We start from the raw sequence: 18,807 nt of genomic DNA, 5'->3' as shown, positions 1-18,807 counted from the left end.
CCAATTGAGGCAACAGCGCCAACCAAAATAAGGTAAGACTTCGATAGAAATACAACTTCATTATTCGGCCTCATTAAAAGTCAAGTCATTAAAAAATAATCGTTGCTCTATTTTTCTTACCAGAATGCGGTGCAGGATCACACTGCAACAAACCGCCATTTGTGTCAGCAGTAGCAGTAAAATAACGCTTTCATCAACAGAATGAGGTCGCAAAGTGGATGTATTAGAGCGAATTCGAGCGCAGGTTACAGGCAATCCGGTTGTGATTTATATGAAGGGCACTCCGCAATTTCCCCAGTGCGGATTTTCGTCGCGGGCTGCGGCAGCGCTTCAGGATACCGGCGTACCTTTTTCCTATATCAACGTCCTACAAGACCCTGATATTTTTGAAAATTTACCGCGTTTTGCCGATTGGCCAACGTTTCCGCAGATTTACATCAGTGGCGAACTGGTGGGCGGCTGTGACATCGTGTTGGAATTACACGCCAGCGGTGAACTCAAGTCGATGATGGAAAAAGCGGTCGCCAACGCAGCAGCGTAAAAAATAGGCGGCATTCTCGCTGATGAGATGCCGCCCATTGGCGTAACGCATTGTGGTTACTAAAGTTCAATCCGCATCTGCCGATGATACTGCGTCGTTTTGCTGTTTCCAAAAATGTACCGGATCAAGCGTGTGCCAGCGGTTAACGATGGTACAAAACAGTCGCGCCGTTTGTTCTGCGTCATATAGCGCCGAATGCGCTTCGCTGTGTTGCCAATACAAACCGGCCGCCATAGCAGTTTGCGCCAGCACCGTTTGCCCAAACATCAAGCCGCCGAGCGTGACGGTATCAAACACGCTAAAGGCATGAAAAGGATTATGTTTAAAGCCGGTGCGTTCCACCGCTGCCTTCACAAAACCAAGATCAAAATGCGCATTGTGTCCCACCAAAATGGCGCGGTTGCAACCGGTCGATTTCACCGCTTTACGAATTGGCGTCAGAATGCGCTGAAGCGCGTCTTGCTCGGAAATCGCATCTCGCAGCGGATGATCCGGGTCGATGCGATTAAATGCCAACGCTCGCGGGTCGATTTCCGAACCGACAAAGGGCAGCACATGGCAAGCCAACGGCGCGGCTGGTTCTAAATGCCCATCTGGTGTCATGCGAATGACTACTGCCGCAATTTCAAGCAGCGCGTGACGTTGTGCGTCAAAGCCTGCAGTTTCGACATCAACGACAACCGGCAAAAAGCCGCGGAAGCGTTGTGCAATACCTTCTGGAATCTGTGGTTCACGTTTCATGTGGACAGGATACGGAGCGAGCGATGGAAATACCAAACATTGTGCGCCGTCTATTGGCAACGCCGATCAGGAATCACTGCTTTTCACAACTGACAGTTTAATGTTGCGTTGCCGCAGGCGTCGGTTTATCTGGTTTTTTATCTTCAAAATCAATATCTTTCCAAACATCATCCTTGTTTTCTGTCAGCGGTGGATTGCCGTCATGCACCAGACTGAGGCGACGTTGGAGATAAGCATCACGGAGGAAACTGTAGGTGTCGATCGCGGCGTCATCCATGATGTCACCTGCGGCGAGATAGTCCGCACGACGGTCAGTTGTTTGCAACGCCAGCAAACTAACATGCGCTGTCGTGTCATCAATGCGCGTAAGCGGGTCAGTCATAATGTCGCCAGCCCAGCCAAAGGTGTCGCGCATACTGCTGGGACCTAACAGCGGCAACATCACATAAGCGCCCGATTCTATTCCCCAATAACCGAGCGTCTGTCCAAAATCTTCTTTATAACTGGGCAAACCGACATTGGTCGCAACATCAAAGAAACCCAGCACACCAACGGTAGAATTGATGAGTACGCGCCCAACATCGCTGCCGGTGCGGGACATTTTGAATTGCAATAGATTATTTACCGCTGAAGTAACATCCGCGAGGTTATAGAAAAAGTTACTAATGCTGCGATCAACTGGTTCTGGCGTAATCGCACGATAACCTTTCGCCAGCGGCTTGATAAAAGCCCTATCAAAATCGGAATTAAACCGAAATACGGCTCGATTAAATGGCTCTAAGGGATCACGTGGGTCTTTCGTCTGCACCGCAGTGCTGGCGCAACCGCCTATCAGTAATGCCGCACTCAACACACCCAATCCGCTTAGACGGAATACATCCATTTCGATCCCCCGTTGTCTTTACATGTTCAAATCCTACCACAGGGTCTTCTGCTCCTACTTTGCAAAAAACCGTCCTCGCGCCAGCATTCTTGCTTTTACTAAAACGACAACCACCTTGCCCACAACATCCGATCTTACAAGCAGATATGGATGCGACCAGATCAATTCCATGCGGCGGAGCGGGTGCGTGACATCATGTTAAAACTCAGTGATATTTTAATTGCTAATCAAGAACTTGAGTCTTTTGAGGAACTTTTCCGCTGATTCAGGACGTGGCGCGATCTGGCGAGCGGTTTTTCGCATGGACGTCAAACCGCCTTATCCAGACACGCCGGACAACTGGGAAGATCAATTGGAGGCAGCCTTCAGTGGACGCATTCGCTAACGTCAGTGAGCACCGCCTGATGAATCAATTTGAACAGTTGGCAACCCGTTTTGTCGATCAAGCTGCTAATTCAGTGGGTAATTCTGGATTAGCGACTGCGGCACTTGAAGCACATTTGCAGACGTTGACTGAGCAGATGGCGCATCTCAAACGAATCGCTGCGCCAGCAGAGCGCCGTGCTGATTTGCAATTACAAATTGCGCGGACGTTGGTTAATTTGGAGCGCGGCGCAGAAGCCTGGCCACTCGGTCGCGCTGCGTTTGATACTTTTATCGACGGCGATCAATTCGAGTTGGCGGCGGATGTGTGTGATGTGCTGTTTCAGGCAGAACAACCGCAGTCGCTGGCAGCACTCGGTCAGGGCATTTGGCTGGCAGTAACCTGTCCGATTGACCCAGAATTGACGATTGAATTGCTCAGTCATGATCGACGATACGCCCGACGATGCGGATGGAGCGGCAGTCGCGGCGACTACGGCGCTGTTTATTGCGGACGTGCGAGCGCAGGGACGGCAACGCGAGGATTTGATGTTTTTTGCGACGCAGTTGCTGGCAATGTTGCTCGCCGTCACAGCGGAGTTGACAGTCAAGCGCAACTCGATGCGTGGATGGAGCGGTTGGAATTAAAAGAACCGGAGAAGTTTTTAATCCGCCTGCGCAACGTCGTTGATGTATTGGTGCAGGATGACTGGTGGTTTGAGCGGGAGGCGCTGCAAGAGCGGCTACCTTTCTAAAGTGGCAGTTTTCCCAATCGGCGAGATAACGCATGTTTTGGCACGAAGATAAAAATCCCGACGAGGTGCAGATTCCTGATGACATCGTTGATCTGCTATTTACCATTGATTGCAAAAGCATTCCAGTCGATCACGCGCATCTATTATCAACCGCATTGCAAGCTGCGCTGCCGTGGTTAGCGACGGAACCGCAAATCGGTCTGCATACGATTCACGTTGCTGGCTCGCAAAACGGCTGGCAGCGTCCGGCGCATGGCAGCGAAACCGAGCTGCTGCTGTCGCGCCGCACCAAGCTGATTATTCGCGCTCCCAAATGCGGGTTGCCGATTTGTTGCAGCAACTGCCCGGCGTGACGCTTGATCTCGCTGGTCATGCGTTGACGATTGGCGCAGGCAAAATCAGGCTGTTAACCAAAGATGCGACGTTGTTTTCTCGTTATGTCGTGACGGGCAAGCAGGCACGGCGGATAACGCCGATGAGCAGGAATTTCTCGCTACTGCTGCACGCAATTTGGCAGCGATGGGAATTCACATTCGCAAGGCGCTGTGCGGTAAAGCGACCGCATTGGCAACGCCACGGTTTGTTGCACACGCGCAGTTTGTTGCTGGCGGCGCTCACGGCTGAGGAATCAATTCAACTGCAACAGCATGGTCTCGGCACATCGGCTGCTGGGCTGCGGCATTTTCATCCGCACAAGGGTATCGACTCCGTGAAAAATGGCTGACCACACTGCGATAAAACCATAGAATTAACGCGCTTTAATTCCGCCCAACTGGGCTGCAACGGATAATAACGACGAGGAAATAAAACAGATGGCTATTGAAGTGAACGGTAAAACCATTGCCACTACTGCGGCTGGGTATTTGGAAAACTACGCCGATTGGGATGAAGATGTCGCGCAGGCATTGGCAGCAATTGAGAGCATCGAACTGACTGAAAAACATTGGGATGTCATCAAGTATCTGCGCAGCGAATACATTGATAATGGTCAGAATCAGCCAATGGAACGGGCGGTGCTTAAAGACATGGGCAAGCTGTGGGGCACAAAACCAACCAGCAAAGATTTGTATACGCTATTCCCGCTGGCACCGACCAAACAGGGTACGAAAATCGCCGGTTTACCCGCAGTCATGCGCAAAGGCGGTTATTAACCGCTGGCGCGATTGAATGAAAAAGCCAGCGTAATGCTGGCTTTTTTGTTGGTCACTGTATCACCATAGCAGCGAATTATTTACACCATCAGCAACCCAGAAAAATTAATACAGAACAGACACATGACCATAACACTTGCAGAACTGTTGAAAGACAGCGCCTATACGCTTAATCAATTTAAGCCAGCGCAAATCGCGGCGCTGGAAACTTCGATTACAGTTAAAGATTCGGACACCAAATCAACGCCATACGTTACCTGTTTGGTACGCGGCAAACCAATTAAACTGACGCCAGAAGAAGTGGTACGGCAACTTTATTTAATGGTGCTGCGTGATGATTTTGGTTACTCGGTCAGCCGAATGGCGGTTGAATATGAAGTGAGTTTTGGGCGCGAGAAGAAACGCGCCGATATTTGCATTTTTGACAAAGATAAAACAACCGCACCATATATTCTCGTTGAATTAAAAAAGCCAAAGCTCAAAGATGGCAAGGAACAACTCAAAAGCTATTGCTGTGCCAGCGGCGCACCAATGGGCGTGTGGACGAATGGCGAGCAGCTTTCTCAATACCATCGCAAAGACCCAAATTATTTTGAGGATATTCCGCGCATTCCTTCCGCTCATGAAAAGCTCTCGGATGTTCTGGCTGAACGCTGGACAATTGATGATCTCATTCGCTTAGATAAGCTCGTTACTGAGAAAAAGTCGCTCCGCGATAAAATTCTCGAAATGGAAGATGAGGTGTTGGCAAATGCTGGCGTTGATGTGTTCGAGGAATTATTTAAGCTCATTTTTACTAAGCTCTATGATGAATTGGAAGGCGGGCGCGACCGCAAGCGGCATCTGCAATTCAAAAACTACGGTGATACCGAAACTGATTTAAAAGCGAAGATTCAGGAGTTGTTTGATAAGGCGCGGGAAAAATGGGAAGGTGTGTTTACGGAAGGCGCACGAATTGAATTAACGCCCAGTCATTTGGCGATCTGCATTGCGTCGTTGGAAGGTGTGAAGCTGTTTAATTCCAATTTGGAAGTGGTTGATGAGGCGTTTGAATATCTCATTAACAAATCCAGTAAAGGCGAAAAGGGACAGTATTTCACGCCGCGTTATGTGATTGATCTTTGTGTAAAAATGCTCAATCCACAGGAGCAGGAAACGCTAATTGATACGGCAGCCGGCAGTTGTGGTTTTCCAGTTCATGCTATTTTTCATGTCTGGGAACAGATTATGAACGCGGAGGGTTTGAATCGGGGTCATTTGTTTACGACAGATAAAAAACCGGCGCGTTGTGAAGATTATGTGCGCGATAAAGTATTTGCCATTGATTTTGATGAAAGGGCGGTACGAGTTGGGCGGACGTTAAATCTTATTGCTGGCGATGGACAGACCAATGTGTTGCATCTGAATACATTGGATTATGAACGTTGGGATGAAAAAACTGATGATGAAGCGTGGCAGGATGTCTATAGCGAGGGTTGGAAACGGCTGCGTAAACTGCGCCGCGATAAGAGTCATAACCGAGATTTCAACTTTGATATTTTAATGGCAAATCCGCCATTCGCAGGTGATATTAAAGAATCGCGCATTTTGGCTAAATACGATTTAGCGCGTTCGGTCAGTTTGGAGAAAATCAGTAAGGTTGATCCAAAAGATGCAAATATCGTGAATGCGCAAGATCGCGCTCCAACGTTTCCCGAAGCATTAACTGCCAGCCATGAAGTGATTTATCAAGTGAACGATGGTACTTATCGCAAGGTGAAGATCAAACCTCAGAATACGGTTGGGCGCGATATTTTGTTTATTGAGCGCAATTTGAATTTTTTAAAACCCGGCGGGCGAATGGCAGTCGTATTGCCGCAGGGACGCTTTAATAATGCTTCTGATAAAAACTTGCGCGAATATCTCGCCGAACATTGCCGCATTTTGGCGGTGGTTGGTCTGCATGGAAATGTATTTAAACCGCATACTGGCACTAAAACCAGTTTGCTATTTGTGCAGAAATGGAATGATGATCCGAGAGTTGGGGCGCTGTGTCCGCATAAAGAAGATTATCCAATCTTTTTTGCGACAATGCGCGAACCAAGTAAAGACAATTCCGGTGATAAAATTTATCGCGCTGGGTCAGATGGTAGTCAATTGCTTGATCGGCACGGACATTTAATTGTGCAGCATGATTTGTTTAATCACGATGGTTTAACTGAGGATGGAATTGCTGAGGCGTTTATTGAGTTTGCGAAAAAAGAGGAATTAAGTTTTTTTCGCTAGGCCCCTTTGATGCAGCGCGGTATGCGCAGTTGTTAGAGGGGCTGGAAATTTCTGTAATTTATTTTTTGGAGTTTTCTCTTGAAAATAGCTTTATTCGCTTAGATAGTGAGTATCAATCTAAAGAGCGTAAAGCTGTTATCAATTACTTACGTTCCGTAGGGGCTGCACGTTTTGGAGATAGCAACCCTGAAATAATGCACCCACAAGAAATTGTCCGGTCGTATGTTGAAAGTGATGGTGTTTGGTTTTTTCGAGCACAAAACATTCGTCCAATGATAATTGACCAAGTGAATCAGGTATTTGTATCAAAAAAAGATGCTTGTTTACTATCAAAGAACGAGTTGCGACATGGAGATGTTGTCATTACTCGAACGGGAGCAAATGCGGGTGATTGTGCGTTATTTACAGCAAAAGAACAGACTATTGCTTCTTCGCATACTTTTATTGTGCGTTCAAGTTATTGGCCGCATTCATATTTAACCACTTTTTTAAATTCCCGTTTTGGTCGAATACAAATTATTAACAGCCGCTATGGAGCAGCTCAACCAGAAGTAGCGCCTTATTACTTGAGAAATATTTGGATACCGCCATTTTCCAATGCTTTATATGAAAAAGTTGAACATTGTTTTGTCGCATCCAGTGAACAAATAAAGTTTGCAACTGAATGTCTCACCAAAGCCGAATCAACTCTTCTCGACGCTCTTGGCTTGAATCACTGGCAACCACCCGAAGCATTGCATTATGAGCGCAATAGCCGCGATGTTTTCGCTGCTGGGCGATTAGATGCGGAGTATTTTCATCCGGCTAAATCGCGAGCTATTGCTGATTTGTCAGCACTCTCAGATTACACCGTTGGCGATTTGTTCAAATCGATTCGCGATCTTTGGCAACCAGGTGATGACATATCAATAGATTGGGTTCGTAACTACGACTTGACGGATGCGCTTAATCCCTTCCTTGAAGCTGCAAAGGAGCCAGTTGAGAGCGGAACGATTGCCAGCACTAAAAAACGCATCGCGCCTGGTGACTTGGTGGTATCGCGCCTTCGTTCTTATCTAAGGGAAATTGCGCTGGTGCAGTCTGCTGACCACATTCCAATGGTCGCATCGACTGAGTTTATCGTTCTGCGATCTAAGGCAGTACAAGCTCTTCCTGTTGAAGCCTTGCTTATCTACCTGCGCTCGCTGCTTCCGCAGATTATTTTTAAGTGGTCTCAAGACGGATCAAACCATCCACGATTCAACGAAAAGGAGCTTCTACGCTTGCCTGTCCCCCGAATTTTGATAAATAACTCTGACAAATACGTCAAAGTCATTAGAGCCATGATTGACGAACGCAAGAAGGCAGCTAAGTTACTCACTGCTGCTAAACGCGCCGTTGAAATCGCCATTGAAAGCGATGAACACACTGCGCTGGCTTATTTGGAATTACAACATTGATGTATTGGCGGTTGATCAAGCGTCTGCGCAATTATCCGCAATGCCGATTCCAATGGATCGGCATCATCAAACAACCATTCACAATTCAATTCAGCGCGTAACCAAGTGAGCTGGCGTTTTGCCAATTGGCGCGATGCAAAAATACCGCGTTGCAGCAATTCATTGCGGTCGTAATCACCACGCAGATATTCAAGCACTTGTCGATAACCCACGCAGCGCATCGCTGGCAATTCCGCAGTTAAATCACCACGCGCCAGCAATTGCTGCACTTCATCAATTAATCCTTGTTCCAACATGGCAGCAAACCGTTGTTCAATACGGGCGTGCAATTGAGCGCGATCACGTGGAACACAGGCAAATTTCAATAGACGATACGGCAGCGATTCGGCAGCCGCAGCACGAATTAATTCGCTCATTGGTTGCCCAGTCAGCGCCTGAACTTCTAATGCCCGTTGAATACGTTGCGGATCATTGGGATGAATGTGCGCGGCAGTGACGGGATCAAGCGTAGTTAAACGGGCATGAAGTGCCGCCCAGCCATTGACCGCTGCTTCTTCAGCCAACGTTTGGCGCAATTCAGGATCGGCGCTCGGCAACACCGCCAAACCTTGCTGCAAGGCGCGGAAATACAGCATTGTACCGCCCACCAACAACGGAATTCGTCCCGCTGCCGTGATGTTCGCCATCTCCGCCAGTGCATCGTGACGAAACCGCGCAGTCGAATACGCATCAATTGGCTCAACAATATCAATTAAGCGATGTGGCGCAGTCGCTAATTGCTCAAGATTTGGTTTCGCAGTGCCAATATCCATGCCACGATAGACCATTGCTGAATCGACGCTAATGATGTCGCACGGCAACCGGCGCACCAATTCCAGCGCCAGCGCAGTTTTTCCAGCAGCAGTTGGTCCCATCAATACAATTGCCCACGGCTTTGGAGCACTATTCATGTCCGCACTTACCGATTTAATTCACGAATTAACGATTGCCACCGGGCAAATGAAACAAGCAGCACTTACTGATGATTGGATATGGTCGAAAGAATTCAAAAACGCCGAGGACGATTACTTGATCAAATCGCTGGCAATTCAACCGTATTGAATATCGCAGAAATAGCGGAATTACGCGCCGTGCATGAGCAAGAAGCAGCAATTGCGGCTCGCGCTGGAGCGCATCATCAAGCATTGCGTGAGGCGCTCGCTGCCGATCCGCAACATCCCAAAAAGCCCGGCCGAATGCGCAAAGCCTATGGCGACCAATGAGCCAATACGCCGGCTCCAGCATCAAGTAAACGGCAATTTCCGTCCGCAGTCCGCAGACGGAAACTGCCGCGCCATAAAATTGCAGTGGATGCTGGTGTAAAAACTCCGCCTAAATCAGTGCTAACGCTTTTTCGGCGGCAACAAATCAGTATGAGCCGTGCGCCATTTCTGCTGCTAAACCAATGGTTTCGCACAGCGTCGGATGCGGATGAATGGTCAAACCGAGGTCTTCCATATCCGCGCCCATTTCGAGCGCCAGCACCGCTTCACCAATCAATTCGCCCGCATTCGGGCCGGCAATGCCCGCGCCTAAAATGCGTTTGGTTTCAGGATCAAACAGCAATTTGGTCATGCCTTCGTCGCGGTGAATGCCGACGCCCGCCCGCTGGCTGCCCACGGAAACACGCCCTTTTCATAGGGAATGCCGTCGGCCTTCGCCTTGGTTTCGGTCAAACCCATCCACGCTACTTCGGGATCGGTGTAGGCGACCGACGGAATCGTCAGTGGATCAAACAGCGCGGGCAATCCAGCGATCACTTCGGCAGCTACTTTCGCCTCGTGGGTCGCTTTATGCGCCAGCATCGGTCCGCCGACGACATCGCCAATGGCGAAAATGTTGGGAATGTTGGTGCGCTGGTGTTGATCGACTTGATGAAACCGTGTTGATCGACGTTGACGCCTGCTGCTTCGCGTTAATCAGCTTGCCATTTGGCAGCCGCCCGACCGCCACCAGCACCTTGTCGTACAGCTCTTCGCCGGGATGTTTGCCTTCAAACACAGCGGTAATGCCCGCTTCACTCGTCGTCAAACTGGCGACCTTGGTTTCCAAGCGGATCGTCTCGTAGCGTTTCTTGATGATCTTCTCGACGCAGCGCACCAGATCGGGATCGCAGCCGGGCATCAATTGATCTTTGAATTCCACCACGTCAATCCGCGTTCCCAAGGCGCTATAAACGCTCGCCATTTCCAAGCCGATGATGCCGCCGCCGACAATCAACATTCGCGCTGGGACATCCGCCAGCGCCAGCGCGTCGGTGGAATCCATCACTCGCGGATCGTCGTGCGGAAAGCTGGGGATTTTGATCGACGCCGAACCGCAGGCAATGATTGCGTGGTCAAACTGAATGCGGACGTGCCCTTCGGTGTTCGTATCAACGCCGATGCGATTGGGTGATTCAAACTGTCCAACACCATGAATAACCTTCACTTTACGCTGCTTCGCCATCGCCGCCAGCCCGCCGGTAAGTTTGGCGACAACTTCCTCTTTACCTTTGCGCATCTGGTCGAGATCAACTTCCGGCGCAGCGTAAGTCACGCCCATCACGTTGAGCGTTTTCACTTCTTCCATGATCAGCGCGGTATGCAGCAACGCTTTTGACGGAATGCAGCCGACGTTGAGACAGACGCCGCCGAGCGTTTCGTACCGCTCAATCAGCGTGACCTGTTTACCGAGATCGGCAGCGCGAAACGCAGCGGTATAACCACCGGGACCGCCGCCGAGCACCACTACTTCTGTAATGAAATCGGCAGGTTCTTGATCGGCTTTGATTTTATCGGCGCTGGCGCTGCGAGCACGCATCCGCGCTGCCGAGGCGCTGTCGACTTCCAACGTCAAAATCACGTCATCCTGCGCCACTTTGTCGCCGACTTTGACGCGCACGCTTTTGACCACGCCCAAACTCGGCGCAGGAATATCCAGCGTGGTTTTGTCGCTCTCCAGCGTGATGAGAGGTTCCTCTTCAATGACGGCAGTGCCGGGCGCGACCAACACGGCAATCACTTCTAAATCTTTGAAGTCGCCGATATTCGGCACGGTAATTTCAATCGTTTCGTTCATGGGGGAAAAATCTCGATGCGCCGAAAATGGCGCGAATGAAGCATTGAGTGTGATGGATGGAATGCTAAACGATTCGTTGGAGCAGTGGCGACGTAAAGCACAACGACGACCGCGAGTGCCGTCGTGATGTTTTAATCAAATGAGTGGACTAAACGCGGAAATGACCCACTAAATCTTGAAGTTCAGTGGCGAGACGAGCGAGTTGTTCAGAGGCATCTGTGGTTTGTCGTGCGCCGTGCGCGTTGTCCTCAGCAGCATCAGAAATACTGGTGACATTGCGATTCATTTCTTCAGCGACTGCGCTTTGCTCCTCGGCAGCACTGGCCACTTGGGTATTAACATCGTTGATGGTAGTCACGGCAATAGTGATGTCATTCAATGAATGTTCTGCTTCAATCGCGCTGACGCGACTCGATTCCGCATACTGCCGACTGTCTTCCATCACCGTGACGGCGCGACGGCTGGCATTTTGTAAACGCTCAATCATCGCGTGAATTTCCTGCGTGGAGCTTTGGGTGCGATTGGCCAGCGACCGTACTTCATCGGCAACCACCGCAAATCCACGTCCAGCTTCACCAGCGCGAGCGGCTTCAATCGCCGCATTGAGCGCCAGCAAATTGGTTTGTTCGGCGATGCTGCGAATCACATCCAGCACCTTGCCAATTTCCTGACTGTCTTTACCTAAATCACGAATCACTTCAGCGGCTTTTTGTACTTCCAACACCAGTTGTTCAATCCGCGTCATGGTTCCAGAAACGACCTGTTTACCAGATTGCGCTGCACGTTGCGCAGCACTGGTGGCATCCGCACCTTGCTGGGCGTTATGCGCGACTTCTGCGCAGTGGCGCTCATTTCGTGCATGGCAGAAGCGAGTTGATCGACTTCATTGCGCTGACGACTCACGCCAGCATTGGTGCGCTCAGTGATCTTGGCTAAATCACCCGCTGCCTGCGCGAGTTGGAAGTAGAAGCGAGAATGCGCTGAATCAGATCACGGAAATTGTCCATCATCGAATTGAAGGCGATGGAAGCGCGACCGATTTCATCATTGCCGGTAATTGGCAATCGGTGGGTTAAATCGCCGTCACCATGCGCAATGCCTTCCAAACCCAGCGTCATCTGTTGCAGCGGACGCGTCACGAAACGCGAGGTAAAGAAATATAAAAACAGCAACACCGGCAAACTCAACGCTGCGGCAAAAATGAAGATTTTTAGCGCGAACGCCTGCACATCGGCGTTCACTTGATCCAGATTGATTTCCATGCTTACGAGACCGAGTACGCCATCGACCGGCGCGAGCGCGTGGCAGGAAGTGCAATCTTTGCCGAGGTAATTTTTACGGGCAAAAGCTGGCGCGACTGCGCGTAACACATTGCCGTTTTCGGTTAATGCCAAATAGGGCTGACCGGTTTCGAGTACGGCGCGTTCAATATCATCACGGGGTTTTTCGCTGTCTTTGCCGGAACCGAATTGCTTAATCACATTTTCGCCGCGCACGACCCGCAAATCCTTGACGTTTTGTAATTCGATAATCTGGTCAAGAAACGCGGCACGTTGCGAAATCGTGCCGGTGATCATCATGGTGGTGAGTCCGGCAAGGGTCATTTCGTGCAGGGTATTGGTGAAGGCTTCAGCCTGATCGATGGCGGTTTGTCGTTGTTCCTGTGCCGCCCAAAAAATCAAACCCGTCCATGCTGGCAGCAAAATCAGCCACATTGCCCCAATCAAGCGCACCCAGATTGGCAGGTCATTAATCCGTCGCATCGCCGTTCTCGTGTATGGTCGCCATTAAAAATGTACCGATTATTGTGACAATCTGACTATATCGCTATTAAAAGCCAATGAATATCTCAAAGGTTTGTATGTGCTATCTCTTGTAAAGTCATCACTAATCAGACAAAAGTTGTTGTTTTGATACACTGTGTATGAATTTACACTGCTACAGCCCGCAGTGCGGGTTATCATAAGCACTGGCGCGTTGCGGCGGCAGTTGCCCACTTCACTTTCTCCCAACTGACCAGACTTGATGACGCTCGGCACGTTTGTAGCATCACCTGAAAAGAGCATCCGAGATGCTTGAATATAAAAGTGAAATCATGTCATTAACGCCTGATTGTCTCGCTCAACTTAAATTGCGGCAGGCGCCGTTCGAGGCAATGCCCGACGAAACCTTTTTGTATACAGACCCGTTGCTGGAGAGTCTGGTCGAAACGGCAATTCGAGCGTTGGCGGTATCGGGTGCAATTGTCATTTTGGCGGGCGCAGACGGTGCGGGGCGCAGCATTCAATTGATGCGTTTGCTCGGCGGGTTGGGTGAGCAGTTTGAAATCATTGCGTTTCGCGGACGCGCCAGCATTCCTTTTGCGGCAGTGGAAGCGACGATTCGTCATCACTTTGACACGCTCGGTTTGGATCATCCTGAACGAACAGTGCGGGAACTGTTGACAGAGCGCGGGCGCAGTGGCGTGGCGGTGGTGCTGGCGGTCGATGATGCACATTTACTGGGCACGGAAAGCATTGATCGTTTGCTGCGTCTGCGCAGTGAAGTTTTAGAAACGAGCGGACAGGGTTTGCGGCTGGTGTTGGTTGGCGATCCTACGCTCAATCGCAACCGCTTGCCGCTGCCGGATGTCGCAGATGCCAATCAAGTGGTGCGCTTGAATCTGCGCCCATTTAATCTCGAACAAGCTGGCGCGTATTTGCGACATCGGCTGCGGGTTGCTGGCGCTGATGATCCGATGACTTTTCTCAGTTCGGGTGATATTGCTGCGCTGCAATCAAGCGGTCAGGGTATTCCAGCGGCGTTGAATGCTCAGGCGAATGCGTGGCTGTTGCGCCGTTGCCGCAGTGCGCACGGAGTACGTCAATCCATCGTGGGCAAAATTAGTCATCTGATGATGCCAACCAGTGCAGCGGCGGCACCAGCCGAAGTAGCATTAACGCCAAGTCGTTTAGCGACTGCGGACTCGCCCGCAGCACCCGAACCGCCACCTGCGCCACCGCTTGCGCCACCACCATCATTTGCACCAGAAACGTTTGCGCCGCGCCAGCCGCCACCCCATTTGGCAGGAATGCTAGATTTGGAAGAACGGGTGACGTTGTCACAAGCTCCGCCACAAAATCCTGAATTGTCACGGTTTTTGGTGCAGGAAGAAAAACTCAGTGAACTCTCTGATTTTGATCGCGTTCTCAGCCAAATTCGCAACAGCCAATTACCGCCGCTGCCCACTTCATCAACGCCTAAACCCACGCCCAAACCGTCGCTCACCACTGCGGCGCAGATGATTAATCGCTCGTGGTTTATTCCGGCAGTGCTGGGCGTGGTGATCGTGATGATCGTGGTGCCAGTGGTATGGCAGCTTCACAGCGCCAAACCGACTGCGCCAGCGCCGGTTGCTCCGGTGACGCCGGTGATGCCAATACCGCCACGGTTGCCGCCGCGCACGACCGATGCTGCGCCGCTGCATCCCGTGCCGCTCAATGCTGACGATCAAACGAATCCTGTTGCAGTGAATCAGCAACCGCTGCCTGCGACCACGCCGGAAGAGCCTCCACGTCAATTTGGAACGCTCGGCGCTGAGGAACCGCGCCAGCCACTACCGGTTGCCGCGCCAACTGTGCCGGTTAAAATTGATGTGGCTGCCGATCAAGATTGGTTGAAAAGACAAGACCTTGGGCGTTTTACCGTGCAAGTCATCGCAGCGCGTACCCAAGCGATTGCCACTGATTTTATTGAGACAAATCAATTAGAAGGCTTTCATGTCGTTAAAACGCGGGCATTTTTGGTGGTGATCGTCGGCAGCTATCCAAATCGGGCGACAGCGGAAAATGCTATTCGCGCCTTGCCTGCCGCAGTGCGAGCAGGTGGTCCGTGGGTGCGTACCATTGGCTCGGTGTTGGAGTCACAGCGTTAATTTGCTGCAATAAGCTATGCTTGACTAAGCACCGCGAGGATTTGGCGCATGGACATTCATTCTGCAATCCCTTCAATTCCAAGCCGTTTTGTGCCGCAGACGACGACCAGCACTGCGCCTGTAAAACCAACGGCAAACGATGCAGCAGCGTCCTCAACTTCTGCGCCTTCAACCACAACGGAAGCTCGTGCTGCGGCTCGCACCACTGCAACTGCGGCAGTGAAAACCCTAACGCCGGATGAGCTGGCGGCGCTGCAATTTTTAAAACAACGCGATACCGAAGTTCGCGCCCATGAGCAGGCACACATGGCAGTGGGCGGACGCTACATCACCAGCGGCGCGAATTACAGTTATCAAACTGGCGCAGATGGAGTGCGTTACGCGATTGGCGGTGAAGTCGGCATTGACACCTCGCCGGTGGATGGCGATCCGGCAGCGACACTTGATAAAGCGCGAATCGTGCGGCAAGCGGCGCTGGCTCCGGCTGAACCGTCAGGGCAGGATTTGCAGGTCGCCGCTGCCGCAACCACGATGGAAACCAACGCTGCACAGGATTTGCGCACCTTGACGCAGTTGCAGCAGAAAAAGCAGGAAACGGAATTGGCACAATCGCGGGCGCAAATGTCAACCGAACGTGACGCTGCATCAACGACTGCGCCGAATGCTGATTTGACTGCGCGTGACCAACTGACGCAGCGTATTTCTGCTTTTTTCACTGGTGCAGCATTTGGCAATTTCAATCAGTTCGCTTAAACATCAACGCTCGCGCCAGCAGCCATACGCTCAAGTTCCCAGCCCGGTCGCCGTTACGACGGCTGATAACAACCGGAGGAACCGATGATGTTCAAACAGGAAGTGGTTGCTTCACCCAGCACCCAAACGCCGACGTCCATCAGGCGATTTTCTCCTGCGCTGATTTTGGGATTCATGCCAGCTTTTCGGCATCGGGACAGCGGTGAAGTGCGGTTATGCCGAGGCGCTGATGGGCAGTTGGCGAATCAACACCTATTCGATGCGTTGCCCGCATACTGGATCGCCGAACGCGATGAGGATGGATGTTCAATCGCATTGGTCGCAGCGGTGGAGGCAGGTTATTGGCGCAGCGATGGGTTTTGGCGTCTGATTGATCTTCTGCATCCGAATTTAGATAGCTGAATCGCAATGGAGAACACGAATTGAATAATCAACGTTTGCATCGAATTGGCGTATTAACCAGCGGTGGTGATGCGCCCGGTATGAATGCTTGTTTACGCGCCATTGTGCGCACAGCGGTGTATCACAATTTAGAAGTGATTGGTTTTCAACACGGTTATCGCGGCGTATTACTGGGCGAATATCAAGTGCTTGATGCGCGGTCAGTTGCCAACATTATTCAACGCGGCGGAACGATTCTCGGCAGCGCCCGTTGCCCGGAAATGCACCACGCAGAAGGTGTAGAACGAGCCGCTAAAAACTTAAAAGGATTGGGAATTGATGCGCTGCTGGTGATTGGTGGCAATGGTTCAATGCAAGGTGCAGTGTCATTATCAGAACATTGGTCTGGGCAAATCATTGGTTTGCCGGGCACAATTGATAATGATCTCGGTGGCACCGATTGGACAATTGGTTTTTTCACTGCGTTGGATACCGCATTAGATGCAGTGGATCGACTGCGTGACACTGCCGATGCGTTCGACCGTATTTTTTATTAGAAGTGATGGGGCGTCATGCTGGGTGGATTGCATTATTTACTGGTATTGGCGGCGGCGCTGAAGAGATTTTAATTCCCGAACAGGCTTATGATCCTGAAACCATTATTACGCGCATTAAAGAATATCGCGCTCGCGGTAAAAAGAGTTTGGTTGTCGTCGTCGCAGAAGGTGCTTGTAACGGCGGAGTGCAGCAAGTCGCTGTAGATATTGAAGGTCATGGTTTTGAAACGCGCACCTGCGTTCTCGGTCACGTGCAACGCGGCGGTTCTCCAGTGGCATTAGATCGTTATCTCGCTACTGAATTAGGCGTTTTTGCAGTGCAATCATTGCTGGCTGGCGAAACGCAAATGCTGGCGGGCAAATTAGGACAAGCCAATCAACTCGTGCCCTTGCGTGAGGCGCTGGCAGATCGCAATCATCAACCACCCACGCATTTATTAAAAATCAATCGTTTTTTAGCGACCTAAACGCTGCGTGATTCACCAAAAAAGCCGCGTTTTTTGAATTAAAATGGCGGCTTTTTTAATGGCTTAAACCGCGCTATCAATAATTCGTTTACCCCACGCCCGCGCTGCCGCAATCACTTCAGCGGAATCAAGCGAAGTCGGCACACCATCGCGCACCACCTGATGCCCACGAATCCACACTTGTCGCACCTGCTGCCGACTCGCCGCATAAACCAATTGCGAGCCGGGATGATAGACCGGCTGCGTGTGTAAATCGTTGAAATCCAACGCAACAATATCCGCCGACTTGCCCACTTCCAGCGAACCAATTTCATCTGCCAAACCCAGCGCCAGCGCTCCATTGATCGTCGCCATCCGCAGCGCGGCAGTGGCAGACACAGCAGTCGCAGAACCGGCAACGCCTTTGCCGAGCAGCGCCGCCGTGCGCATTTCTCCCAATATATTCAAATCGTTATTGCTCGCTGCGCCATCGGTGCCGAGCGCGACATTCACGCCCGCTGCCAGCAATTTCTCCACCGGACAAAACCCGCTCGCCAACTTGAGATTGGATTCTGGGCAATGCACGACGTGCGCACCAGTCTCCGCCAGCCGCGCAATTTCCGCATCGTTAAGCTGCGTCATGTGAATGGCGAGCAGCCGCGAGTTGATTAGCCCGAGCTGATCGAGGCGCTGGAACGGGCGCTGCCCGTGATCGCGTTCTGATTGCACAATTTCATCATGCGTTTCATGCAGATGCAGATGAATCGGCACGTCAAGCTGCGCGGCCAGCGCGTTGATCCGCTGCAACGGCGCATCCGATACGGCATAGGGCGAATGTGGCGCAAAGGCGACGCGAATCAGCGGGTGGTCACGATACGCAGCGTGAAGCGCCAGCCCTTTGCTCAAATACTCGTCGGCGTTGGCGGCATAACCGGTCGGAAAATCCACCACAATCATGCCAATCACCGCTCGCATTCCCGCATCTGCCGTCACCTGCGCGGTGACTTCGGGATGAAAATACATGTCGTGATAACAGGTGACGCCGCCGCACAACATCTCCAGCACCGCCAGCCGCGTCCCGTCGCGCACAAACTCCGCATCCACCCAGCGTTGCTCGGTCGGCCAGATGTAATCGTGCAGCCACGTCATCAGCGGCAAATCGTCCGCCAATCCGCGCAGCAGCGTCATCGCCGCGTGGGTGTGCGCATTGACCAAGCCGGGAATCAGCACATGTTCTGGCAATTCAAGCACTTGCTGCGCGTGAATTGACTGCCGCGCTTCCGCTGCCGGCACAATCGCCACAATCCGCCCGTCGGCGATGGCGAGCGCGTGGTTGGTCAATTGGCGATTGTCCCGATCAACGGGAAGTATCCACTGCGGATAGATGACGAGTTCAGCCTGCATCGGTGCGTCCTTTGGTTATAACGGGGAATCAGCGAGAATGCGCGGCAACATGCCACATGGAGCGAATGATGAAAACCACTGCACCAACCATTCCCACGCCTGACGATGCCGCGCTG

The 18,807-nt window shown here is 51.4% G+C and carries 16 protein-coding genes and 5 pseudogenes; 15 read left to right on the top strand and 6 right to left on the bottom strand.

Going from position 1 to position 18,807, the window contains the following annotated elements:
• The first annotated feature begins 214 nt into the window (after window positions 1-214).
• Window positions 215-541 (top strand): Grx4 family monothiol glutaredoxin, encoded by a 327-nt coding sequence (grxD, locus tag CXB77_RS00225; RefSeq protein WP_105072338.1) that lies wholly within the window; start codon window positions 215-217, stop codon window positions 539-541.
• Between the two features lie 66 nt (window positions 542-607).
• Here grxD and rnt read toward each other — a convergent pair whose 3' ends face one another.
• Both rnt and CXB77_RS00215 read right to left on the bottom strand, forming a co-directional pair.
• On the bottom strand, window positions 608-1,282 hold the full coding sequence (gene rnt, locus CXB77_RS00220) for a ribonuclease T (protein ID WP_105072337.1): 675 nt from the start codon (window positions 1,280-1,282) through the stop codon (window positions 608-610).
• 97 nt (window positions 1,283-1,379) lie between these two features.
• A complete protein-coding gene (locus tag CXB77_RS00215; protein ID WP_105072336.1) occupies window positions 1,380-2,165 on the bottom strand; it encodes an MlaA family lipoprotein in 786 nt (261 codons plus the stop codon).
• A gap of 195 nt (window positions 2,166-2,360) precedes the next feature.
• Between CXB77_RS00215 and CXB77_RS00210 the strand changes: the two are divergent.
• The 7 genes and pseudogenes from CXB77_RS00210 (at window position 2,361) to CXB77_RS00185 (ending at window position 8,138) form a co-directional block, all read left to right on the top strand.
• Window positions 2,361-2,550 (top strand): annotated as a pseudogene (locus tag CXB77_RS00210) (sulfur relay protein DsrC).
• 19 nt (window positions 2,551-2,569) lie between these two features.
• Window positions 2,570-3,283 (top strand): annotated as a pseudogene (locus CXB77_RS00205) (hypothetical protein).
• 32 nt (window positions 3,284-3,315) lie between these two features.
• Window positions 3,316-3,636, top strand: coding sequence for a type I-MYXAN CRISPR-associated protein Cas6/Cmx6 (locus CXB77_RS20620; protein ID WP_242445286.1), 321 nt, complete (start codon window positions 3,316-3,318; stop codon window positions 3,634-3,636).
• Entirely contained in the window at window positions 3,597-4,007 is a 411-nt protein-coding gene (locus tag CXB77_RS20615; protein WP_242445285.1) for a type I-MYXAN CRISPR-associated protein Cas6/Cmx6, read from the top strand. Before CXB77_RS20620 ends, CXB77_RS20615 begins: the two co-directional genes overlap by 40 nt.
• An 88-nt stretch (window positions 4,008-4,095) precedes the next feature.
• Window positions 4,096-4,434 carry a TusE/DsrC/DsvC family sulfur relay protein gene (locus tag CXB77_RS00195; protein ID WP_105072335.1) on the top strand — a complete coding sequence of 113 codons (339 nt, stop codon included), beginning with the start codon at window positions 4,096-4,098 and terminating at the stop codon, window positions 4,432-4,434.
• A 123-nt stretch (window positions 4,435-4,557) separates the two neighbouring features.
• Window positions 4,558-6,699, top strand: coding sequence for a type I restriction enzyme HsdR N-terminal domain-containing protein (locus CXB77_RS00190; protein WP_172452459.1), 2,142 nt, complete (start codon window positions 4,558-4,560; stop codon window positions 6,697-6,699).
• Between the two features lie 29 nt (window positions 6,700-6,728).
• Window positions 6,729-8,138: a hypothetical protein gene (locus CXB77_RS00185; RefSeq protein ID WP_146108620.1), complete on the top strand. Its 1,410-nt coding sequence runs from the start codon at window positions 6,729-6,731 to the stop codon at window positions 8,136-8,138.
• Here the strand turns inward: CXB77_RS00185 and miaA are convergent.
• Window positions 8,117-9,088 carry a tRNA (adenosine(37)-N6)-dimethylallyltransferase MiaA gene (miaA, locus tag CXB77_RS00180; protein WP_105072333.1) on the bottom strand — a complete coding sequence of 324 codons (972 nt, stop codon included), beginning with the start codon at window positions 9,086-9,088 and terminating at the stop codon, window positions 8,117-8,119. The genes CXB77_RS00185 and miaA overlap by 22 nt on opposite strands.
• Between miaA and CXB77_RS19475 the strand changes: the two genes are divergently transcribed.
• Both CXB77_RS19475 and CXB77_RS18970 read left to right on the top strand, forming a co-directional pair.
• Window positions 9,087-9,239: a hypothetical protein gene (locus CXB77_RS19475; RefSeq protein WP_172452458.1), complete on the top strand. Its 153-nt coding sequence runs from the start codon at window positions 9,087-9,089 to the stop codon at window positions 9,237-9,239. The genes miaA and CXB77_RS19475 overlap by 2 nt on opposite strands.
• Window positions 9,236-9,400, top strand: a complete 165-nt coding sequence (locus CXB77_RS18970) for a hypothetical protein (protein WP_172452457.1) — start codon at window positions 9,236-9,238, stop codon at window positions 9,398-9,400. The genes CXB77_RS19475 and CXB77_RS18970 overlap by 4 nt, the downstream gene beginning before the upstream one ends.
• Before the next feature lie 120 nt (window positions 9,401-9,520).
• On the opposite strand, the pseudogene lpdA reads toward CXB77_RS18970, so the two are convergent.
• Window positions 9,521-11,237: pseudogene (gene lpdA / locus CXB77_RS00175) on the bottom strand (dihydrolipoyl dehydrogenase).
• On the opposite strand from lpdA, the gene CXB77_RS22735 reads away from it, so the two are divergent.
• A complete protein-coding gene (locus CXB77_RS22735) occupies window positions 11,236-11,364 on the top strand; it encodes a hypothetical protein (protein WP_277949317.1) in 129 nt (42 codons plus the stop codon). The pseudogene lpdA and the gene CXB77_RS22735 overlap by 2 nt on opposite strands.
• A gap of 21 nt (window positions 11,365-11,385) precedes the next feature.
• Here the strand turns inward: CXB77_RS22735 and CXB77_RS00170 are convergent.
• Window positions 11,386-13,000: pseudogene (locus CXB77_RS00170) on the bottom strand (methyl-accepting chemotaxis protein).
• Between the two features lie 308 nt (window positions 13,001-13,308).
• Between CXB77_RS00170 and CXB77_RS00165 the strand changes: the two are divergent.
• From CXB77_RS00165 to CXB77_RS24200, 4 genes and pseudogenes are all read left to right on the top strand, one after another.
• On the top strand, window positions 13,309-15,150 hold the full coding sequence (locus CXB77_RS00165) for an AAA family ATPase (RefSeq protein ID WP_105072332.1): 1,842 nt from the start codon (window positions 13,309-13,311) through the stop codon (window positions 15,148-15,150).
• Window positions 15,151-15,198: 48 nt separating this feature from the next.
• Window positions 15,199-15,903 (top strand): putative metalloprotease CJM1_0395 family protein, encoded by a 705-nt coding sequence (locus tag CXB77_RS00160; RefSeq protein ID WP_105072331.1) that lies wholly within the window; start codon window positions 15,199-15,201, stop codon window positions 15,901-15,903.
• A gap of 84 nt (window positions 15,904-15,987) precedes the next feature.
• The gene (locus CXB77_RS00155) at window positions 15,988-16,305 is read left to right on the top strand and encodes a hypothetical protein (protein ID WP_105072330.1); all 318 of its coding nucleotides are present in this window, start codon (window positions 15,988-15,990) and stop codon (window positions 16,303-16,305) included.
• Window positions 16,306-16,385: 80 nt separating this feature from the next.
• Window positions 16,386-17,308, top strand: a pseudogene (locus CXB77_RS24200) (ATP-dependent 6-phosphofructokinase).
• Window positions 17,309-17,371: 63 nt separating this feature from the next.
• Here CXB77_RS24200 and CXB77_RS00145 read toward each other — a convergent pair.
• Entirely contained in the window at window positions 17,372-18,691 is a 1,320-nt protein-coding gene (locus CXB77_RS00145; protein WP_105072329.1) for a TRZ/ATZ family hydrolase, read from the bottom strand.
• Window positions 18,692-18,807: the final 116 nt, after the last annotated feature.

The organism is Chromatium okenii (genome assembly GCF_002958735.1).
GTDB lineage: Bacteria > Pseudomonadota > Gammaproteobacteria > Chromatiales > Chromatiaceae > Chromatium > Chromatium okenii_A.
The sequence above is the reverse complement of the archived record's forward strand: the minus strand, read 5'-3'. Positions and strand labels throughout refer to the sequence as shown.